Source organism: Carnimonas bestiolae (assembly GCF_051251145.1).
In the GTDB taxonomy this organism is placed as follows: Bacteria; Pseudomonadota; Gammaproteobacteria; order Pseudomonadales; family Halomonadaceae; genus Carnimonas; species Carnimonas bestiolae.
The window spans coordinates 80,703-101,830 of sequence record NZ_JBPCZK010000005.1; the positions used below are offsets into that span (position 1 = coordinate 80,703).

The 21,128-nt window shown below is 55.8% G+C and carries 16 protein-coding genes; 13 read left to right on the forward strand and 3 right to left on the reverse strand.

Annotated elements, in window-relative coordinates; translation table 11 throughout:
• Nucleotides 1-104: 104 nt before the first annotated feature.
• The 3 genes from R84865_RS07805 (at nt 105) to R84865_RS07815 (ending at nt 3,358) form a co-directional block, all read left to right on the forward strand.
• On the forward strand, nt 105-1,586 hold the full coding sequence (locus tag R84865_RS07805; protein ID WP_435639333.1) for an NCS1 family nucleobase:cation symporter-1: 1,482 nt from the start codon (nt 105-107) through the stop codon (nt 1,584-1,586).
• Nucleotides 1,587-1,676: 90 nt separating this feature from the next.
• Nucleotides 1,677-1,835 (forward strand): hypothetical protein, encoded by a 159-nt coding sequence (locus tag R84865_RS07810; RefSeq protein WP_435639334.1) that lies wholly within the window; start codon nt 1,677-1,679, stop codon nt 1,833-1,835.
• 380 nt (nt 1,836-2,215) lie between these two features.
• Nucleotides 2,216-3,358 carry a porin gene (locus R84865_RS07815; RefSeq protein ID WP_435632494.1) on the forward strand — a complete coding sequence of 381 codons (1,143 nt, stop codon included), beginning with the start codon at nt 2,216-2,218 and terminating at the stop codon, nt 3,356-3,358.
• An 81-nt stretch (nt 3,359-3,439) separates the two neighbouring features.
• Here R84865_RS07815 and R84865_RS07820 read toward each other — a convergent pair whose 3' ends face one another.
• Nucleotides 3,440-4,570 carry a porin gene (locus tag R84865_RS07820; protein WP_435639335.1) on the reverse strand — a complete coding sequence of 377 codons (1,131 nt, stop codon included), beginning with the start codon at nt 4,568-4,570 and terminating at the stop codon, nt 3,440-3,442.
• Between the two features lie 729 nt (nt 4,571-5,299).
• Between R84865_RS07820 and R84865_RS07825 the strand changes: the two genes are divergently transcribed.
• From R84865_RS07825 to R84865_RS07860, 8 genes are all read left to right on the forward strand, one after another.
• On the forward strand, nt 5,300-6,022 hold the full coding sequence (locus tag R84865_RS07825) for an energy transducer TonB (protein ID WP_435632492.1): 723 nt from the start codon (nt 5,300-5,302) through the stop codon (nt 6,020-6,022).
• A gap of 87 nt (nt 6,023-6,109) precedes the next feature.
• On the forward strand, nt 6,110-7,012 hold the full coding sequence (locus R84865_RS07830) for a MotA/TolQ/ExbB proton channel family protein (RefSeq protein ID WP_435632491.1): 903 nt from the start codon (nt 6,110-6,112) through the stop codon (nt 7,010-7,012).
• Between the two features lie 94 nt (nt 7,013-7,106).
• Nucleotides 7,107-7,514 (forward strand): ExbD/TolR family protein, encoded by a 408-nt coding sequence (locus R84865_RS07835; RefSeq protein WP_435639336.1) that lies wholly within the window; start codon nt 7,107-7,109, stop codon nt 7,512-7,514.
• 227 nt (nt 7,515-7,741) lie between these two features.
• Nucleotides 7,742-10,600 carry a TonB-dependent receptor gene (locus tag R84865_RS07840; RefSeq protein WP_435639337.1) on the forward strand — a complete coding sequence of 953 codons (2,859 nt, stop codon included), beginning with the start codon at nt 7,742-7,744 and terminating at the stop codon, nt 10,598-10,600.
• Nucleotides 10,601-10,753: 153 nt separating this feature from the next.
• Nucleotides 10,754-12,640, forward strand: coding sequence for an oligoendopeptidase F (gene pepF, locus R84865_RS07845; RefSeq protein ID WP_435639338.1), 1,887 nt, complete (start codon nt 10,754-10,756; stop codon nt 12,638-12,640).
• A 106-nt stretch (nt 12,641-12,746) separates the two neighbouring features.
• Nucleotides 12,747-14,216 (forward strand): S41 family peptidase, encoded by a 1,470-nt coding sequence (locus R84865_RS07850; protein ID WP_435639339.1) that lies wholly within the window; start codon nt 12,747-12,749, stop codon nt 14,214-14,216.
• A 77-nt stretch (nt 14,217-14,293) separates the two neighbouring features.
• Nucleotides 14,294-15,733, forward strand: a complete 1,440-nt coding sequence (locus R84865_RS07855; protein WP_435639340.1) for a S41 family peptidase — start codon at nt 14,294-14,296, stop codon at nt 15,731-15,733.
• 305 nt (nt 15,734-16,038) lie between these two features.
• Nucleotides 16,039-16,560 (forward strand): copper resistance protein NlpE N-terminal domain-containing protein, encoded by a 522-nt coding sequence (locus R84865_RS07860; protein WP_435639341.1) that lies wholly within the window; start codon nt 16,039-16,041, stop codon nt 16,558-16,560.
• A 92-nt stretch (nt 16,561-16,652) separates the two neighbouring features.
• On the opposite strand, the gene R84865_RS07865 is transcribed toward R84865_RS07860, so the two are convergent.
• Nucleotides 16,653-17,708 carry an alkene reductase gene (locus R84865_RS07865; RefSeq protein ID WP_435632484.1) on the reverse strand — a complete coding sequence of 352 codons (1,056 nt, stop codon included), beginning with the start codon at nt 17,706-17,708 and terminating at the stop codon, nt 16,653-16,655.
• 208 nt (nt 17,709-17,916) lie between these two features.
• On the opposite strand from R84865_RS07865, the gene R84865_RS07870 reads away from it, so the two are divergent.
• Nucleotides 17,917-18,501 (forward strand): NAD(P)H-dependent oxidoreductase, encoded by a 585-nt coding sequence (locus R84865_RS07870; protein ID WP_435637176.1) that lies wholly within the window; start codon nt 17,917-17,919, stop codon nt 18,499-18,501.
• A 65-nt stretch (nt 18,502-18,566) separates the two neighbouring features.
• Here the strand turns inward: R84865_RS07870 and R84865_RS07875 are convergent, their stop codons facing one another.
• Nucleotides 18,567-20,018 carry a peptide MFS transporter gene (locus tag R84865_RS07875; RefSeq protein ID WP_435632482.1) on the reverse strand — a complete coding sequence of 484 codons (1,452 nt, stop codon included), beginning with the start codon at nt 20,016-20,018 and terminating at the stop codon, nt 18,567-18,569.
• Nucleotides 20,019-20,280: 262 nt separating this feature from the next.
• On the opposite strand from R84865_RS07875, the gene R84865_RS07880 reads away from it, so the two are divergent.
• Nucleotides 20,281-21,042, forward strand: coding sequence for an N-acetylmuramoyl-L-alanine amidase (locus R84865_RS07880; RefSeq protein WP_435639342.1), 762 nt, complete (start codon nt 20,281-20,283; stop codon nt 21,040-21,042).
• Nucleotides 21,043-21,128 lie beyond the last annotated feature (86 nt).

The window sequence follows — 21,128 nt, forward strand, 5'->3', positions numbered from 1 at the left end:
TGTATTTATCGCGAAACGAGGGGCATTTGGCATGGCAATTGTATGAGTATTGCTACTAACGGACGTATGCTTGAAAGCGCCCGTCTTCGACAAGGAGTGGATCCATGCAAGATGCCCAACGCGCGCGCCTTCAAACGCCGGTCGGTGAAGTAGCAGAGGCGGGCATGGCGGCAGCCTCAAGCCAAGTGCCGGCGGGCTATAGTCGCCGTCTTTATAACCGTGACCTTGCCCCGGCCCAGCAGCGCTGGGGGGCCTACAACATTGTTGCGTTCTGGATGTCGGACGTGCACAGCGTGGGCGGCTACGTGGTTGCGGCGAGTCTGTTTTCGTTAGGGCTGGCGGGATGGCAGGTATTGGTAGCGCTGGTGGTGGGCATTTTCATTGTGCAGTACTTTGCCAACCTGATGGCAGTGCCGTCGCAGCAGGCAGCGGTGCCGTTTCCGGTGATCTGCCGGATGTCCTTCGGCGTGCTGGGGGCCAATATTCCTGCGCTGATTCGCGGCGCTATTGCGGTGGTGTGGTTCGGTATTCAAACCTTCCTTGCCTCGAGCGCGTTAACCGTGGTGCTACTGCGCGTATTTCCCTCCATGCAGGGGCTTACCGAAAGCAGTTGGCTGGGGCTGTCTTCGCTGGGCTGGCTAAGTTTTCTGCTGCTGTGGTCATTTCAGGCGATGGTGTTCTGGAAGGGCATGGAAGGCATTCGCCGCTTTATCGATTGGAGCGGCCCGCTGGTGTATGTCGCCATGTTCGCGTTGGCAGCGTGGCTTTTTGTTCAGGCCGGGCCGTCGCGGATTAGCTTCACGCTAACCGATAAGTCGCTGTCGATGGGGCAGCAGTACTGGCAAATGCTGGTGGCTGTCGCGCTGGTGGTGGGCTATTTCGCAGCGCCAGCGCTCAGTTTCGGTGACTTCGGGCGCTATTGCCGCAGTAAGGAAGCGCTCAAACGCGGCAATTTTTGGGGCTTGCCGGTCAACTTCATCGTATTTGCGGCGACCTCGGTGCTGATGGTGTCGGCGACTTTGCCGGTGTTCGGAGAAATGGTGTCGGACCCCATCGAAACCGTTTCGCGACTCGATAACACTTACGTGGCGCTGATTGGCGCGCTCACCTTTGTGACCACCACCATTGGTATCAATATCGTGGCCAATTTCGTGTCGCCCGCCTTCGATTTTTCCAACGTCGCGCCACGGTTGATTTCATTCAAGACCGGCGGATTTATTGCGGCGGTGGGGTCGGTCTTCCTGATGCCGTGGAAGCTATTCTCATCCCCCGAGCTTATTCAGGACACGGTAGGCATACTGGCCGCCGTGATTGGGCCGATTTACGGCATTATTCTGAGCGACTTCTATCGCATCAAGCGCGGCAAAATCGATATCGACTCCCTCTATCAAATAGGGCCAAAGGGGCGCTATTGGTACCGCAATGGCATTAATCCCAGCGCCGTTATTGCGCTGGTGCCCTCGGCACTGGTGTCGTTGATCTTCTCCTTTACGCCAGGTGTGCCGCATCTTAACGACTTCTCTATTTTTGCCGGAGCGCTAGTGGCGGCGGGCTGTTATCTGCTGCTGAGTCGTAAAGCCATCTGATCACGAGAGTGAGATATAACACACGCCGCCTGTGAAATAGTTCAGGCGCACGCTCCGCACTCATTCGCTTGCCCCTCCAAGGAGGGGCTTGTGCGTTCTGATTTTATGGATAGCTTAGCGCTGCCCGCTGCCCGCTGCCCGCTGCCCGCTGCCCGCTGCCCGCTGCCCGCTGCCCGCTGCCCGCTGCCCGCTGCCCGCTGCCCGCTGCCCGCTGCCCGCTGCCCGCTGCCACGTGCTTCGTCGCCCTGAGTGGTGCAATGCTGCCTTCCTACTCTGTTATAGCCCCAGCCTCTCAGTATCGTTCAATAAGTACTGCACGGTGACCTCAGTGCGGTTACTGGCGGCGACTGAATTGGGACTAATCTTTATTCAGAATATCGATTTACACAATTCTTAACTTTGTTTGAAATCTTATGAAATAGTGCCAAAAGTGAGATTGCTTTTGTAGTTACAATCCCGTCAAATCTTCCGGCTATTAAGAATAAAACTTAATAGAGTCACACCCAATTGTCCTCTGGTTCTAATTAACCTTATGCGTGCGCTAAAACGTATTGGTCTTACGCAGTCTAGCGTCGCTATTCGAAACTCGGGACTGCGTTAACGGGCAGTTTTCGGGGCGGGAACACATAATGAAATCCACTATTATCAGATACTTGCCGGTAAGCGCGGCAACGCGTGGCGTGGTCATGCTGAGTGCGCTGCTGGTAGGTGCACAGACGCACGCATTTACCGCATTTGAAGATGAAGATAACAAGTTAATTATTAGCGGGCGTATCGCTTACGTCTATCAATGGAACGCGGGTGGCACGAGTAGAAATGAACATGGTAATGCAGCGAGCCGCGTTAATATTGTTTATGAACGTTATCTTGGTAACGATGTAACGGTATTAGCACGCTGGGAAGAAGGCTTCGATCCGTTCTTTTCAACGTCGGAAGGCGATAATCATAAAAATCGCCATAAATATTTTGGCATCTCGCACCCCACCTACGGCACCTTGACCGTCGGGCGCCAAAATACGGTGCTGTACGACTTCGTCGATGTTTTCACCGACCAGCCCTGGTATTACGCTAACTATTCCGAGGTCGTCCAGCAGGGCAACGACTTCAACGGCGTTATGCAGCGTCCCTCCGATACGATCAAATACGAAGTCGGTATTGATAAATGGTCGCTGGGTGCCTTGTATGGATGGTCGCGCGGCGATATCAAGCACGATACCCACTATTCGCTGAACGAAGCAGGCGACGAGTTGCTTGAGCAGCATTACTCGCACGGCATGAAGCGTAAGTACATCGCGCAGGTAGGTGCTCAATATCACGCGACCAAAGAGCTGACCTTCGGTGCCGGCTATCACCATGGCCGTGTCGATGCAGGCGAAACGGCAGGCTACGATGAGCCCAATGCCAACGCCTGGAACGTTGGCGCCACCTGGACACCCGATCACTGGGTATTCAGCGCGGTGGGGGGCAAAACGCGCAATGCGGTGGGTATTGATAAAGCCTACGATCACTACGCTGCCTTCGGCGGCTACACCTTTGCTAACGCGCTGGGAAGCTGGGGCGATATCAACGTCTACTACGACTACAACCTGCGCAAGGATCAGCACAGCGACGATAAGCTCGAGCGTCATATCGTGGGTGTAGGCGCTGCGATCTGGGAAGGTCGTATCGACCTCGCACTCGATCACATGTGGTACAAGGACCGTACCCGCGACGACCAGAAGGCGCCAAATCGTCATCCTTCCACGGCGCTTTACGCACGCTACAACTACTAGGATTGCCGCCAGGCGTTTCCGCAGTGCTATTGTCGAGCACAAAAAAGCCGCCTCTAGGGCGGCTTTTAGCGTTTCGTACGACTAGAAGTCGTAGCGCAGCCTAACTTTGTTCACGTCCGGCTGGTTGTCCGAGGTGTTGGAAAACTGGCGTTCGATCCACAGACTGAATCGGTACGGGAAACGCGTCACGACACCAAGATAATTGTAGGTTTGGTCGAAGTTGCTCCAGCGAGTCGAGCTATGGGCCGCGTAGGGTTGGATTTTGCTGACCCAGTCGGCGGGCAGGTCGAAGGTGTAGCCGACAAATCCTTCCCAACTGCGTGCATTGCCAACGAAATAGTTGGATGGATCGATGTCAGGATCCACGTTGTTGGGTACGTAATCCTTGTAGTAGCCCACGGATGCTGCCAAGTGCCACTGGCCCGGTGTCCAGCCTACCGATGCACCGACCATGTGTTGGTCGAAGTCCTTTTGGTTGGACTCGCCATCGCGGTGAATCTTGACGTCCTGATAGGTATAGGCGGCGCCAAGCGTCAGATCGTCATTAACGCTGTATTGCCCCGCCAGGCCTGCACCGCCTCCGCGCCGGTAAATGAAGCTGCCGTCCCACACATCGCGGGTCGGAATCATTACTTCACCTAGCAGCTTGAAGTCGCCGAAGGTATTCTCGTAATTGATCAGACCGTCGCTGCGTTCGCCGTTGTCGTAGTTGGGATTGAAGCCGAATCCGCCTGCGGGCTGACCCTTTTTATCCTGTACCCAGTAATCAAGCGGTTTACTGATGGTTTGATAGTAAACACTTTCCTGCTTGCCGTAGGTCAGCTTTCCGTAGGTCTTGCTGGCAACGCCTCCGTACAACTGGCGGCGGTCGGTGCCCTTGCCGTTAACGTGGCGGTTATCGCCAAACCAGTGAGCTACATCGGTGCCTACCTCGTAGTAGGCCAACAGGCGCCAGTCATCGTTGAAGTAGTAATCGGCCCGGAAGCGGAAGCGCGTGCCATCGTCGACGCCGCGGTGGTTGCGCGAACCATCATCCTGGCTGCCCATTTCGTTACTGTAGGCTCCACGTACGCTGCCGCCTACTTCCAAGCTAAGATTGTTCAGGTAGGGGGTATTGTTGCCGCGCTGCAACAATGGAATTTCTGCCTGAGCCACGCCTGCATAGCAAAGCCCTAGTAGTGCGCACCCGGAAAACGCCTTCATCAGTTTCATTATGATCCCTCGGCCGGCGACTTAGCGAAATGAGACACCGGCGGCAAACGAATTGTCTTTGAAGTTCAGGAGAGGGGGCGATACCAACCTCATCTGCGGCGCCAGTCTTAGGGAAAAGTGTTACTTGCTGATTAATCTTTGGTTAATTTTTTGAGCACGGAGCACGGAGCACGGAGCACGGAGCACGGAGCACGGAGCACGGAGCACGGAGCACGGAGCACGGAGCACGGAGCACGGAGCACGGAGCACAGGTCGTCGCAGTGATGCGGTGGGGATATTGCCAGAAACCAGCGCAACGCTTAGTGGAGGCTGAAGGTCGTAGAAGATGATGCGTTAGCGTCAAGAAACCGTAGCCGTGTTGGCCCTTGGCTTTCGGTGACAGGCAGCGATGATCGGCTATCAGTCGTTATCGTAGAAGCATGACGCTTGTGTGAATATCGAGCCGTCTACTCGTTGACCTCAGTAATCTCGTTGCCTATGATCGAGTTGAGGGGATCGCAGGAATAACTCAAATAGCTGCCTGTAAGTGCCTTCATTGGGATTGTTCCCATTGCTCGATTTATCGTTGGAAGGGGCCGGGAACCTGCCTCCGAGCAATATCAGTTACTGTATTAATCCTGTTTTACAAAAGGATGCGCCTGCTTTTTTGTAAGAAAAGTTTGAAAGCACCCAAAAATAAAGAAAAAGGATGTGTGCAGAATGTCTGTAGGACGTGCAGGTAAAAGGACAATGTCTGGAGTAGAGGTGGCGGCGTTGATCGTCGTGTCTCTGCTGGTACATGTGGCGATCATTTGGTTTTTGTTAAAAGGGCCGAAGGACACTCAAGCCGAGATAATGCCTCAAGCGGCACCACCGCCCCCGCCGCCCTCCGTTGAGGTCGACCTGACACCGCCGCCACCTCCCGAGCCTGAAGCTGAAACGCCTCCGGTCGACGAAAATTCGGTCAAGACGCCGCCCAAGAAGGTCGAGCCCAAGCCAACGCCCAAACCTGAGCCGAAGCCTAAACCCAAGCCGAAGCCCAAACCTGAGCCGCCCAAGCCCGCGCCTAAACCAACACCAGCGCCCAAGCCTGCTCCTAAGCCTTCGCCCGAGCCTTCGAAGCCTTCCGCTTCTTCGTCTTCGGCGACCACTAAATCGAATGCCAACTCGAACGCTAATTCGAACAAGGTAACGCCTGCTACGTCGGGCATGCAGTCTCTGGGCAACCCGCCGCCACAATATCCTCCACTGGCGCTAAGACGCCGTATTGAGGGCACTGTGGGGCTGAAGATTCTGGTCACGCCGCAAGGACGGGCGGGGCAGGTGCAGGTCACCAAGTCGAGCGGTTCCAGTTTGCTTGACGACGCGGCGGTTAACACCGTCAAAGGGTGGAAGTTCAAGCCGGCACGGCGAGGAGATACGCCAATTTCCGGGTGGGCATTGCAGAGTATTGCTTTCCACTTACCGCAGTAAATGTCTCAACATCGAACAACGCCGCAGTGGTGGCGTTGAACATAAAGTCCTTCGAGGAATGCCAGTAGCGACGCATAGGGAGTCAACATGGCCGACAACGATAACGTCAACAATAGTTCAGGTTCAGATGCTACTTCTTCCGGAGATAATGCGGCTCAGCATGCCTCCGGCGATAGCGCTGGACAGCAGGGCGCTCAGTCTCCTTCTGCACAGCAAGGCGCGGCGCATACCGAACAGCCAACGCCACCACCGATGATGGGAGATAGCCTGCTGCAAAGTTCGTTCAGTGGCGCGGTAGTGCCGGGCGTGCTGTGGATTCTGATTGCCTTCTCAGTCGTCAGTTGGGCGATGCTGTTAATCAAAGGGATTCAGTTCAGCCGCTTTAAGTCCAGAAACAAGCGCTTTAGCCGTCAGTTTTGGAAGTCTAGCGATCTGAGTGCAAGTGCTGAAGTGGCTGCTTCGAGCAGTGCGCCGATGGCGCATCTGGCGCGCACCGGTAACGATGTGGTCAAGGGAACTGATATTCCCGAGCGTTATCGCAACCTGGGCGACAAGATCAACCGCTCTGATCGTTTGGAGCGTAGCCTCAAGCGTCAAATTCAGCGGGAACGCCGCTCGCTGGAAAGCGGTCTGGCTATTCTGGCAAGTATTGGCAGCACCGCGCCCTTCATCGGTCTGTTCGGTACCGTGTGGGGCATCATGGAAGCGCTGGTGCGTATTGGCCTGACGGGTCAGGCTGACCTTGGCAGCGTAGCGGGCCCCATCGGGCACGCGCTGATTGCAACGGGCGTTGGTATCTTCGCGGCGGTGCCGGCGGTACTGATCTATAACTTCTTTGTACGCAAGCTGAAGCTGGCGGCGAGCGATCTCGAACTGTTTGCAGAGGCGTACTATAGCCTGGCGCAGCAGAGCGACTTCCAGTCTGCAGATCATGCGACGCCTGAAATGAGCGATCCTACCCCGGGTATTGAAACCAAGGTGGGATCCTAAGCGCTAAATGCCCCTCAGATGCTGCATGCGTAGCGTCTGAGAGTGGCTGGCGGGGCCGATGCGATGGCCCCATTCAGGAATTCAGGAGTAGGTGATGGCATTTTCAAATAATTCCGGCGATGACGATGTTCTCAGCGAGATGAACGTCACTCCATTGGTCGATGTAATGCTGGTGCTGTTGGTGGTGTTTATTGTGACAGCCCCGCTGCTGACCAAGGCGATTCCGCTGAATCTGCCTAAAACGGACGCGGTGGCACCCGCCGATCAGCCCGACCCCATCATTGTTAGCATTGATAAAGCGGGCAAATATTACATCGATAAGGATGCGCTCAGTCTCGAAGCGTTGCAGCAGCGCGTAGCATCTGCGCACGAGGAGAACGAGCGTACCGGCATCCAACTGCGTGCTGATGAAACCACCGAGTATGGTCCGATTGCCAAGGCGATGGCGACCATCCAAAAAGCGGGCGTTACCAAGGTGAACGTTATCACCAGCCCTAACTGATATAGCCAGGGATTTGTCAGACGGGCGTCGCATATCAAGCGTCGCCCATAGCAAGTGCAATAAGTAGCGGCACGATATTAATAACAACGAATTTCTCGTCGCCCGGCACTATTTATCGAAAAGCACACTGCACCACTGCTTGGCGAAGCAGAGAAGTTCCTTGTGAGCGCGGTACAAAGAGCGGTTTCCGCTCAATAACAACTAACGTTCATTAGGGAATTCCAATCATGACTGGTTCTGCAATCGAACCGGCTGTCGCGGTATCTTCGCGCAGCCGTGGCGGCACTCGTTTTCCGAGGGCCACCTATTTCACGCTCGCCTCCGTATCCGCGCTGCTAATGGCGCTGGGAACCTCCGTTGCACATGCACAAGCAAGTGCTGAGGGAGCCGCTGCTCCTGCTGAAGCTGCCCCTGCCGAAGCTGCCGCTCCTGCCGATGCTGCCGCCCCTGCTGAAGCTGCCCCCGCCGAAGCTGCCGCCCCTGCTGAAGCAGCCCCCGCTGAAGCAGCTGCACCTGCCGAAGCAGCCCCTGCCGAAGCTGCTGCACCCGCTGAAGCCGCTGCTGCGGTGCCTGCGGGTAACGCGCCCACTCAGCAGTTGGACAATGTTCAGGTCACCGGCTCTGCGATTGCGCGCGCCGACGCTGAAACGGCGGTGCCTGTAACGGTTTTGAAAGCGTCGGACTTCAAGAATCAGGGCATCACCAGCACCGATGAACTGATGCGTCGGCTAAGCTCCAACTCCGGCTCGGCCTCTGGATCGCTGTCAACGGGTGGTAGTACCACCGGTGGGGCTGCTTTCGCTGACTTGAGAGGCATTGGTGAAAATAAAACGCTGGTACTGCTGAACGGGCGTCGCTTGGCCAACAACGCGCTTTACGGCACTGCTGTCGATCTCAACATGATCCCGTTTGACGCGCTGGAGCGGGTCGAGATTCTGCGCGACGGTGCCTCCGCTCTGTACGGCTCCGATGCCATTGGTGGCGTCATCAACTTCATTACTCGCAAAAATTACCAAGGCGCGACGGTTAGCGGTGATCTCAACTCGCCGACTTCCTCGGGCGGCGGCCAAAAGCAAACCTACTCGGGCACATGGGGCTATGGCGATCTCGACAAGGATCGCTTCAACATCATGGGAACCGCTAGCTGGTCAAAAAATAACGGCCTGAACTCGGACCGCCGACGCAATATCGCCTTACGCAATCTCGATGCACGCTCATCACCTTACAACTCCCCCGCAGTGATCGCGCAAGGGGATAAGCAGATATCGCCCAACGGCCCTGGCTGCTCCGGAGTTAATCAATACCCCGGCAGTGACGGCACCTGCGCCTACGACACCTCCAAAGGGCAGTATCTTGTCGATCCCAGTGAGACCAAATCACTGTTTACGGTTGGGTCGTTCAAGATTGGCGATAATCACACTGGCTCGCTGTCGTATCTGTGGACGCGCAGCAATATCGACACGCTCAGCGCGGCATCACCGTTCACCATGGGCGACGATGCCGGCTTCGTGGTATCGCCTGATTCGCCTTCATACCCGCACGGCGTGGCGGGCATCGATCCCACCAAGGACGTGGTGGCTCAGTATCGTAGCCATGACGCAGGTCCGCGTGTGATGGATAACGAGAACGACACCAAGCGTGTGATGTTCGAGCTGGATGGGCGCTTTGGTGCATGGCGTTACGACACCGCGGTGGCCTACAACGTTAACCGCGTGGATTTGACCTCCGAGGGCGGCTTCCTTAACGACGCGATGGTGGGCGATGCGATTCAGAGCGGGGCGCTCGATCCTTTCGCTGCCGATCCGGGCGCCAGCGGCCGTCGCGCACTCAACAATGCTCAGCTATATGGCAATCTGTGGCACGGCAAGAACGAAATCTACTCGTGGGACGGTCACGTTAACCGCGATATCGGCGATTGGTTCGGCGCTGGGCCGGTAGCGCTCGCCTTTGGTGCGGAAGCGCGTCATGAGCGCTTTGAAAGCATTATCAACCAGCGTGCGGGCCTTTCGAGCTCGTCCGGATTGGACCCCGACGGTTCCACCACTGCCAGCCGCGACGTTCAAGGACTATGGGCCGAGCTTAACGTGCCGCTGCTTGATTCGCTGGAAGTCACCGGCTCGGCGCGCTACGACCGCTACTCGCAGGTGGGTGACTCGACCAATCCCAAGTTCTCGTTCCGCTATCAGCCGATCGATCAGCTAGTGGTGCGCGGCTCCTATAGCGAAGGCTTCCGTGCGCCGTCGCTGTATGAGATGTATCAGCCGCAGTCGACCACCTTCTCGCCGGGCAAGATTGCCGATCCGGTGCTCTGCGCAGACGGTGCGGATAGCTGCACCAAGCAGCAGATGGTGCGTCAGGGCGGTAACCCTGACCTGTCGCCCGAGAAGTCGAAGAACTGGACCCTGGGCTTCGTACTGCAGCCGGTCGATAACCTGACGGCCACGGTTGACCTGTGGTGGATCAAGATCAGTGATGAAATTGGCGCGCGCAGCGCACGCGACGTCGTTGCCAATAACCCCGAACAGATTGTGCGTCCCGGCGGCCCCAACTCTGCCACGCCAATTAGCTATATTCCGACGCTCAATCAAAACATTGGCGAAACCGAAACCAACGGCGTTGATATCGGCCTCGACTACAAGCTTCCTTCGTCGTACGGCACCTGGGGGCTGACCCTGACCGGTACTTATGTGAACAAGTACAAGTCACGCCAGGATGGCGAGGAGGAGTGGGAGAGCCGCGCCGGCCGCTACGATCGCGACGGACTGGTGGCATTTCGCTGGAAACATTCCACTACCTTCTCGTGGGCTAATGCCGGCTGGAACGCGGCCATCACCAACAACTACATGTCGGGCTATAAGGACGAGTATTCCGACGACAACGAGCACGTGTCTTCTTACACCACCTGGGATGGATTGGTGGGCTATCAGTTCACCAAAGGGCCGCGGGTCACCGTAGGGGTGCTCAACGTCTTCAACGCCAAACCGCCTTATACCAATCAGGATGAGTGGGGTAATACCGGCTACGACGCGCGCTATGCCGACGCCGTGGGCAGGCAGCTTTACGCTCGCCTTAACTACTCGTTCTAACGGTGCGAATGAACGTATAAACGCTATCCATTGCCCTGGCAGATGCACCTTGTCAGGGCTTTTTCTAGCGTGCGAATGACTCGCTCGAATACCCACAACAGTTATCCCCGCGCCAGCGTCATGCCGTGGCGTCGGCCCGTCCAGGACAATCCTATGAACAAGCCACTGTTTTTGCCCACTGCGCTGAAACGATGCGCGATGATTTCACTGCTGGCTGCCAGCGGTCTTTCCACTGCCGGTGTGGTGTTGGCGGAAGATACGCCGCAGCAAGGCCACTGGCAGCTCGCCGATCTGTATGCCAGCGATGCTGAGTGGAACACTGCACTGAAGAAGGTGGCGGCATCGCTGGATAAGCTACCGTGCTCGGCGGACGGCGTGGTGAAAGGGCCTGCTGCGCTGGCAAGCTGTCTGGATGACGTGAGCCAAGTGCAGCGCACCCTGAAGCGCCTGTCGGTCTATGCCAGCCTTGCCGCCGATGAAGACTTGCGCAACGCCAGCGCGCAGGAGCGCAACGCGCGCGTCCAGCAGGTGTCCTCCCGATTGGGGCAGAAGCTCGGGTTTTTAGCGCCCACCTTGCTGCAGTTGCCCAAAGGAACGCTCGAACAATGGGCAGCAACGCCTCAGCTCGAGCTGCATCGTCGCTACCTGGAGCAGTTGCGCGAGCAGGCCGGGCACACGCTGCCCGCCGAGACCGAGTCGGCGTTGGCGGCGCTATCGCCGGTGATGGAGGGGGCTTCCGAGAGCTACTCGCTGCTCGCCAATGCGGATATCACCTGGCCCACGCTCACGATCGATGGCAAGCAGGTCACCCTTGATCAAAGCGCCTACGAACGCTGGCGTTCCCACCCAGATCCCGCTATCCGCAAGCGCGTATTCGATGCCTTCTGGGCCACCTGGCACCATTACACCAACACGGCAGGCTCGCTGCTGGGCACAACCGTTAATCAGCACGTCATCGACGCGCGCCTGCGCCATTACAAGAGCGCCAGAGCAGCAGCGCTGGCCGCTAACGAGATTCCTGACAGCGTCTACGATGGGCTGTTGGCCGGGGCTGAGAAGCACTTGCCTACCCTGCACCGCTATCTCGATTTGCGTCGCCGCATGCTGGGGCTTAAAACGCTCAGCTATTCCGATCTCTACGTGCCGCTAGGCGGGAAGTCGCCCACGTACACCCTGACCGACGCCAAACAGCTGCTACAGGCCGCCGTTCAGCCGCTGGGCGAGGATTACGTTAAAGGCATCGAGAAGATAAACCGCTCGCCCTGGACCAGTGCCTACCCCGCGACAGCCAAGCGCTCGGGGGCTTATATGAACGGCGCTGCCTATGACGTGCATCCGTATGTGTTGATGAACTTCAATGGCGACTACAACAGCGTTTCTACCTACGCGCATGAATGGGGCCACGGCATGCATTCGATTCTGTCGAATCGTCATCAGCCCTTTGAAACCGCAGACTACCCCATCTTTCTGGCTGAAATTGCCTCGACCACCAACGAAGAACTGCTGGTCGATCACGTGCTGCGCAGCAACGCCAGCCGTCAGCAGCAAATCTACTATTTGGCCCAAGCGCTCGACAGTCTGCGCAGCACCTTCTTCCGTCAGGCTCAGTTTGCCGAATTCGAGGCCAATATTCATGCCGCCGTGGAGCGTGGCGAAGCGCTTTCCGGCGAACGCCTGACTCGCATGTATGGTGACACCCTGCGCAAATACTATGGCGTCGATAAAGGCGTCACCGACATCGACCCTGCCTACTATGTAGAGTGGGCCTTCGTGCCGCATTTCTATTACGACTTCTATGTGTATCAATATGCGACCTCGATAACGGCCGCCAATTACTTCGCCAGCCATATAGAGCAGGGCGATACCCAAGTCCGCGACACTTATCTGAAGATGCTGTCGCAAGGCGGTAGCCAGAACCCCTATCAGCTGCTGCGCAGCTCCGGTGTCGACTTGGCTTCATCAGCCCCCTACGACGCCCTCGCGGCACGCATGGATAAACTGATGGACAAGATCGAGCAGTTGCTGGCGGATGACAAGTAGTTGGAATTGGTCAATCAGACTCCCAACCGCACCGTAGAAGCCCGCAGAATCACATCGGCGGTGCGGGTTGGGTTTTATCACTTATGATCTTGTTTAGAGCCGCCCAATGCTATCGTCGAGTAAATTAGTGCTTTGCTTCCTGCTAGCGGGGGGCTTGCCGGACGCGGCAGTTGGTGCGTCTGGGGAGATAACTAATAACTGGCGGGATATCGCACGCAGCGACTTGCTGTACCTTCATCGCGATATTTTGCGCAACCATCCCGGTGCAGTAAATGTACAAGATCCGCCGTTTTTATCGCGGGAAAAACAGGCGTTTCATCTTGCCCACAGCAGGATACCGAGCGTCAGTAACGCTGCTGGGTACTTCTGGCTAATGAGGGGATATGTGGCGAGCTTTAACAATGGGCATGTCGCCATAGCTCCCGCACAAGAGTTGCGCTTGCCCGAATCCTGGCCGGGGTTTTTAACCGAATATACCGATGACAACCAGCAGGTTGTCGTTTATCGAGCAGCTGATGCTCCCGTTCCTTTGGGGGCAAAACTGTTGTCTTGCGATGGCGTAAGCGCCGAGATGATTGCCCATCGAAACATCGGGGAATTCACCGGCGCGTGGCAACTACTCGCTCAGCGCAAGCTTTCAGGGTACCGACTGTTTTTCGACCAAGGTAACCCGTTCGTCAGTAGGCCCGTGAAATGTGATTTTCTGGCGAAGGGTGTGCGTAAGCGCATCCAACTGCACTGGCGTGAACTAACAGAGAGTGAGAAGAGCAACGTAAGCGACAGGGTGGTGCAGCCTGATAGTCGCCCTATTGGGTTAATAAGATTGAGCGACGGTACCTGGTGGCTGACGCTTTCATCCTTTATCGAAAGCGATGAATTAAATGCAGCAATCAAAAAGCTAGATGCGCATCGAAAGGAAATCATTCGGTCGTCCCGGTTGGTCATCGACCTTAGAGGCAACGATGGCGGTATGTCGGACTACGCCACAGAAGTGGTCAGGATTCTTTGGGGACAGGCCGCTGCCGACGCATTGCCAGCCCCCGACGCAGTAGACTTTCGGGCCACGAAGGATAACCTCGAGTGGTGGAAAAGTGCTTTCAGCGAATTGGTGCAGCAGCCAACGGTGCCAGACACAACCAAAAACTGGATTGCTGATGTTATCAGTAATTTGAGCACCGCCATCAAAGCAAAACATCCGTTCTATACAGAGCAACAGGTACCTAGCGCCGCCGAGCAGAATGCCAAGCACTCCGGCATAGCACCGACGGTTTACGTGTTGACTGACCACCGTTGTTATTCGTCGTGTCTGAATGCGGTGGATTACTTCCGCTCTCTTGGCGCAGTGCAGATCGGTCAGGAGACCAACGGTGATTCGCTGTACATGGATAGTCGCAAGCTCACACTGCCGAGCGGGCGATTAGCGGCGTCGGTTCCGCTGGAAGTATTACGCAATCGCCCTAGAGGCGATCTGGCTACCTGGAAGCCAGAAATTCCGCTGCCTGCGCATATAAAGGGCGATGATGCTGTAGAAAGCTGGGTGATCTCGCTACCTGAACGTTCACATGTGGTGCCGTGACCATAAAGGAAAACGCCATGCTGAGGTTCATGTGTACGTTCATGCGGAAAACGCCAGTAACCCTTTCGTGTTTGCCCATGCTGTTAGTCACTTTAAGTAGTGCAATCGCATCCAACCAGATCAACTGGACTTCCCGTGCGACTCAGGATTTACATTTCATTCATGACTACGTAAGGGCGAATCATCCTGGCATGGTCAATGAGGAAGATCCTGAGTTTGGCCCGCGTGAGTTTGAAGCTTTCCGGCTGGCGCTCGCACAAGCCTCTGATATACGCAGCTATGCCGGTTATTTCTGGCTGATAGAGCGCTACAGAGCACACTTTAACGATCTGCACATGCAGATTTCGCCTACTTCTAAAGCCCCTTCGATAGAAAGACGCTGGCCGGGATTTCTGACTCGAATGACCGCAGATGGCACGCAACGGGTGGTGGCGAGTGAACCCGGAGCGAAGATTCCCCTTAATGCCACGCTGGTATCCTGTGATGGCATTAAGGCGCAGACGCTCATGCAAACTAATGTGGGCTCATTTACTCCCAGCTGGTTTTTGAAAAGTCAGCGGTTAGCAATGGGCTATCGGTTATTTATCGACGAGGGAAATCCATTTATCCGTCGCCCAGCGCTCTGCCTGTTCGACGTTGAGGGGAAAGAGCTGAAAGTGAAGCTGGACTGGCACTCTGTCTCTCCAGATAGAATGAAGCAATACATCAGTCAGGCTCAGCGCTCTTTTGATCAGCCCACAGCCTTGCATCATCTGCCAGACGATAGCTGGTGGCTTTCTCTTCCTTCATTCGACTCCTTTGCATCTGACGACAAACTACAGCCCGCGCTTACCGCAGTGCTTAAGCAATTCAAAGCGGCGCTGCCCGCCATACAACACTCCAAGGGGCTCACCATCGATCTTAGGGGCAACTATGGCGGCAATTCTGACTGGGCAAACCAGTTAGCCACTATTCTATGGGGTGAGCAGGGCGTCACCCGCCTATTGCAAGAAGAAACCATCGATTGGCGCGCTTCTTCAGGGGTGCTCGAAGAACTGCGTCAGCGCGCGCTTTATAAAGGGCTGCCGCCCCCTTTGCGAGAGGAAATGCAAGATACTGCAATCGCGATAGCAAAGGCCCGACAGCATGATCAACCGCTCTGGAATGAACCGTCGAAGATGGAAGCCCATCGCCACAAGGTAATTCCTCTCCGCGTTCCGATTTTGCTGGTAACTGATGAGAGCTGTTTGTCGGCCTGTCTGGATGCCGTTGATTTGTTTCGTAAAGCCGGGGCAATTCAGGTAGGTAGGGAGACCAGTGCGGATACTTTCTATATGGATAACAACTTTGTGTTCGTGCCCGAAACGCCGAGTCATCTCACTCGGATCAGCATTCCCATGAAGATATATCGTCACCGGTTCCGAGGCTCCAACCAGCCATCGCGTCCCTTGCTGGAATACCAAGGCGATATTTCCTCAACGCAGGATGTAAAAGCATGGGTGAGCCTGATCCGCAGTGTAGTGACAGGGCTGGACTAGACAGCATTGGCTGCTTTATTTCGCCTCTAATGGCCTGGCTATTCCCCGGCTCGCACTGCCGTTTCAGTGGACGAACCTGAGTTTGCTGTCTGGTTATCGAGGGAAATCGCAATCGCCTCCCGCGTTGTTACCGGGTCCGTGCCTTTTGGCGGATGCTTATTCATCAGTCGCTAAGCGTTTACGAAAGCGTGCACAAGCGCCAACGGCGGCATCGTTGTGGGGAATTACTCACCAGCAATGGCGCTGCTGGACGATCCTAATTATGATTAGCGTGAATACGAATAACCAGCTTCAAGGGACATAGCATGGCAGGTAAAATATTCAAGCGGTTGACGGGTACGGTGGCCATTAGCGTTGCTCTAGTGGCGCTGACGGGGTGCAGCGGCCCGGACGACGATGCTCAGAACGAGGCGCAGCCGACGCCTTCAGTTGATAACTCGCATTTGGATGGCAATTCATCGCAAAGCGACGAAAACGTGACCTCCACGGTTTACAGTGGTCGGTTGCCCTGCGATGACTGCGACGCCATTGATGCAACGCTGACACTGCGTACTACCCGCGACAATCAGCCCAGCGGTTATACCTTGAGCGAAAAGCATCTCAAGGATGGTAAAACAACCAACGTTGAATCTTCGGTAGGGCAATGGACCAAAACGTCAGGCACCGCCGACGATCAGAACGCAGTGGTGTATCAGATTGGCTCCCAGGATAACCCGCACCAGCTGTATCTGGAGCTGAAGGGTAAAACGTTGCGACTGCTTGATGATTCTCTTGCGCTCTACAAGAAAGAGGGCGATCAGCACAGCTACGAGTTGAACGCGAAGTAAGCGAGCGCTTTGCACTCAAGCATTTGGACGCCGACAAAGCAAAACGCCCGACACTGAGAAGTGCCGGGCGTTTGTCTATCTAGCCAGAGGCGTTAATCATTGAGGCTAGGATAGTCGGTATAGCCTTCCGCGCCGCCGTCGTAGAAGGTGCTGGTATCGGGCGTGTTGTACGGGCCGTTATTGCGCAGCCGTTCCACCAGGTCCGGGTTGGCAATGAACAGCTGGCCGAACGATACCGCGTCGGCAGCGCCTTGCTCCAGCAGTGCTTCCGCACTGTCGTGGTCCAAGCGTTCGTTGGCAATCAAGGGACCACCGAACTTCTGCTTAATCAGCGGGGTAACGCTGTCATCGCCGACAAACTCGCGCGTAAACACAAAGGCGATCTGGCGCTTGCCCAACTGCTCGGCCACATAGCCGAAGGTTTCCTCGGGGTTGTTATCGTCGATGGTATTAAGGTCACCGCGTGGTGCCAGATGCACGCCTACGCGATCAGCGCCCCATACCTCGATACAGGCATCGGTAACTTCCAGCAGCAAACGGGCACGGTTTTCTACCGAGCCGCCGTATTGATCATCGCGCTGGTTGGCTGATGATTGCAGGAATTGATCGAGCAGGTAACCGTTGGCACCGTGCACTTCCACGCCATCAAAGCCCGCGCGTTTGGCGTTTTCAGCGCCCTTGCGATAATCAGCAATCACGCCAGGAATTTCGTCGAGCTCAAGCGCACGTGGGGTGGGATGTGGCGTTTCAGGACGCACCCGACGCACGTGTCCGGGGGCCGCGATCGCGCTGGGGGCCACCGGCGTTTCACCATTCAAAAAGCTGGAATGAGAGACGCGACCAACGTGCCACAGCTGCAGCACAATGCGTCCACCGGCTGCATGCACGCTGTCGGTAATCTTTTTCCATGCAGCAACCTGCTCGTCTGACCAGATGCCAGGTGTGTTGGCATAGCCAACGCCCATCGGCGTGACTGACGTTGCTTCGCTGATAATCAGTCCGGCACTGGCACGCTGACGGTAATAGTCTTCCATTAGCGCATTGGGTACACGGTTATCTTCAGCGCGCGAGCGCGTGAGCGGCGCCATCACAACGCGGTTGGGAAGTTCTAGCGCACCGAGTTTTACAGGATCGAATAAAGTTGCCATGAACCACCTCGTAAACGGGACATTTCCATTAGAGTAGAGTAACTCGAATTAAATTGCTAGCAATGTAAAATGGGCGCCCATAGTCATCGCCAATCGTCACGATTAATGACTTTTCAAAACAATAATGCGCCCCCATATCGCCTTGTATACAAGCGGCGCTGTCAGACGTTTAGTGTGCCGCTCAGTTGATTCATTAAAGGATATTGGTATGAAAGTGCTGTTAATTGATGGTGGTCAGGCCTTCGCTCACTCGGGCGGACGACTGAATCACACCCTGCACGAGGTCGCGCGCGAGACGCTAACGTCGCTGGGTCATGAGATCGAAGAAACCGTTATCGAAAACGGCTACGACGTAGCCGCCGAAGTGGAGAAGCATCTCAGCGCTGATGCCATCGTTTATCAGATGGCAGGCTGGTGGATGGGCCTGCCTTGGACGGTCAAGCGCTACATTGACGAAGTGTTTACGGAAGGCGCAGGACGTATCTATGCCAACGATGGCCGCAGCCGCCATGATCCGCATAAGCAGTACGGCAGCGGTGGATTGATGCAGGGTCGTCACTACATGGCATCATTGACGTGGAATGCACCGCTCGAAGCGTTTGACGAGCCGGGCAACTTCTTCGATGGTCGCGGTGTGGATGAGGTGTATATGCCGTTCCATAAATCGCAGCAGTTCGTCGGGCTCAAGGCTCTGCCCACTTATTTGGCGACGGATGTAATGAAAGTGCCGGAAGTCGATCGCTTCAAGGCCGAGTACCAAGCGCACCTGACCAAGGTATTTGGTCGCGCCTAGTTGCTTATGCTAGATATCAAAACGCGGGCTCGAGGCCCGCGTTTTTTTGTGCGCTGAGGGTAGGCTCAGCAGGCTTGCGGTGCTACCCGCCGAATCCATGGTACAGCGCACCACAGCAGTATTGCTGCCAATGCCCCGAACGCCGCCATGCCGAGGAACCATACCACTTCCTGCTGTTCGCTGTAGTGCGAGCCCAGCACACCGCCGCCGGCAATACCGAACGCTAACGATAGATAGAAAATCGCCAACATTTGCGATTTGAACGCTTCCGGAGCCAGCTTAATTGCAAGCGACATGCCAATCGGTGCGAGACAGATTTCGGCACAGGTAAACACAAACAGCTGTATCAGCTGCGCTATCAATGGCATTTGCTGATGGTTCTGGCCGAGGTAGGGGTAGTAGGCGATAAAGCTGGCAGCGATCAACAGCAGCGCGATCACAAACTTGGCGGCGGAGCTTGGCTGGCGATCTCCTAAACGCGCCCACAGCGCCGCGAAGCTGCCCGCAAGTACGATAGCCATCAGCGATTCCATCGAGTTGTACCAGCCAACGGGCATTTCCCAGCCGAACAAGGCGCGATCGACACGCTGGTCGAAGAACGCGATGAATACCCCAAACGATTGCACGTAGAGCGCCCAAAAGACCGCGCTGGCAAGAAAGATGGGAATGAACACCACCACGTGCTTGCGCTCATCAGTGGATACCTTTTTGGATGTCAACATCACTACAAAGTAAGCCAGCACAACGATGGCGATAACGACAAACAGCAAAGGGCCTAACCGCGAGGCGGTGAGCGTGCCCGTCGCCAACAGGAGCGCTATGACGGCGATAACCACAATGGCAGAGAGGCTGAATACGCGCTTTTCGCGTGATGAAAGCGGGGAGGGTGCGTGGCGTTCGCTATCAGGAAGGCGCTTGCGTCCGCGGGAATAGACGATAAGTCCAAGCGCCATACCGACAGCCGCAGCGCCGAAGGCATAGTGAAAGCCCGCCTGCTGTTGCAATAGTCCCGTGATGGCAGGGCCCGCCATGCCGCCAACGTTCACCGCCAGGTAGAACAGCGAGAAGGCCGAGTCTCGACGTCCGTGATCGTGTTTATAGAGCGCGCCTACAATCGCACCACAGCTTGATTTGACGCCGCCGCTGCCCACCGCCACCAGTGTTAGCCCAGCGGCTAATCCGGCCACACTCGGAAGTACCGCCAACGAAATATGCCCCAGCATCACGATGACGCCCGAATAGAAAACGGTACGTTCGTTGCCTAGTACGCGGTCAGCAAACCAGGCCCCCAAAATCGTTGAGAGGTATACCGCGCTGCCATAGGCGCCCAGCAGTCCTAACGCAGTGGATTGTGGGATGCCCAGCCCGCCCTCGGTTATTGAGCGGTACAGGTAAATCAGCAGAATGCCTTGGGTGCCATAGAACGAGAAGCGCTCCCACAACTCCATGCTGGAAAGCGTAATGAGCGCGCGCGAGTGCCCAAAAAATGAGCGTTGCTGTGAGTGCTTTGAGGTCATCTGGAATCACTTTGTTCTTGGAAGTTGATGCGATTATCGAGCTGACAGCTGTGAACGATCAGTGTCGTCTTGAGCGCTGTCTTACGGTCAATATGATTAATTCGTGCCGCCCAAGCGTAATTTTTCTTAAGAGCAGCCTAAAATTGCCGATATCTTGTGGGACGGCTGGTGTACAGCGGGGCACCCACGGTGGTTGAGTAAAAGCATGCAATAGTGTGTCTCGCAAGCTGTCCTATCACATTGACGACAAAAGGAGTTCGACATGGGTCCTCTTACTATCAATTACACTGCTTATCGTAGTCCAACATTTAATAAACGGGTGCGCTTCATTGTATTGCACTACACGGCCATCAACTTTGAGGCTTCAGTGAAGGCGCTTTCCGGCAACACCAGTTCGCACTATCTGGTACCGCGTTTGGATGACGAAAGCTACAAGGCTTCGGGGTATAGCGGTATGCAAGTGTTCAATCTGGTCGATGAAAACGACCGTGCCTGGCACGCTGGCGCCAGTACCTGGGCCAACCGCACTAACCTCAACGATACGTCGATCGGAATCGAGGTAGTTAACCTCGCCAGCGATGATAACGGCGTGTTTACCTTCCCCGATTACGAAGATGCGCAGGTAGAAGCGCTGATTCAGCTGACCTCTAATATTCTGTCGCGCTATCCCGATGTGTCGCCCAAGAATGTTGTCGCGCATTCCGATATCGCGCCCACGCGTAAATCCGATCCGGGCCCGGCATTCCCGTGGAAACGCTTGGCTGATGCGGGCGTGGGTGCCTGGTACGATGAAGATACGAAAACGCGTTATGAACGCCAGTTCAACGACCAGGGCGTGCCGCAGCAGAGCGACATCCTCAATGCGCTGCAGCAATATGGGTATAGCACCGCACCAGCCTCTACTGCCGACGGTTACAAGGCGCTGATTCGTGCTTTCCAGATGCATTTCCGTCCTAGCGACTACTCAGGAGAACTGGATGCAGAAACCGCTGCAGTACTCTATGCCTTGAACGACAAATATTGATCGCGACGGATAGTGAAAAGCGGCGCTCGCCGGCCACGAGCATTGCCATTACTCTCTTCCTCCAACAGCGCCCGCTTGCGGGCGCT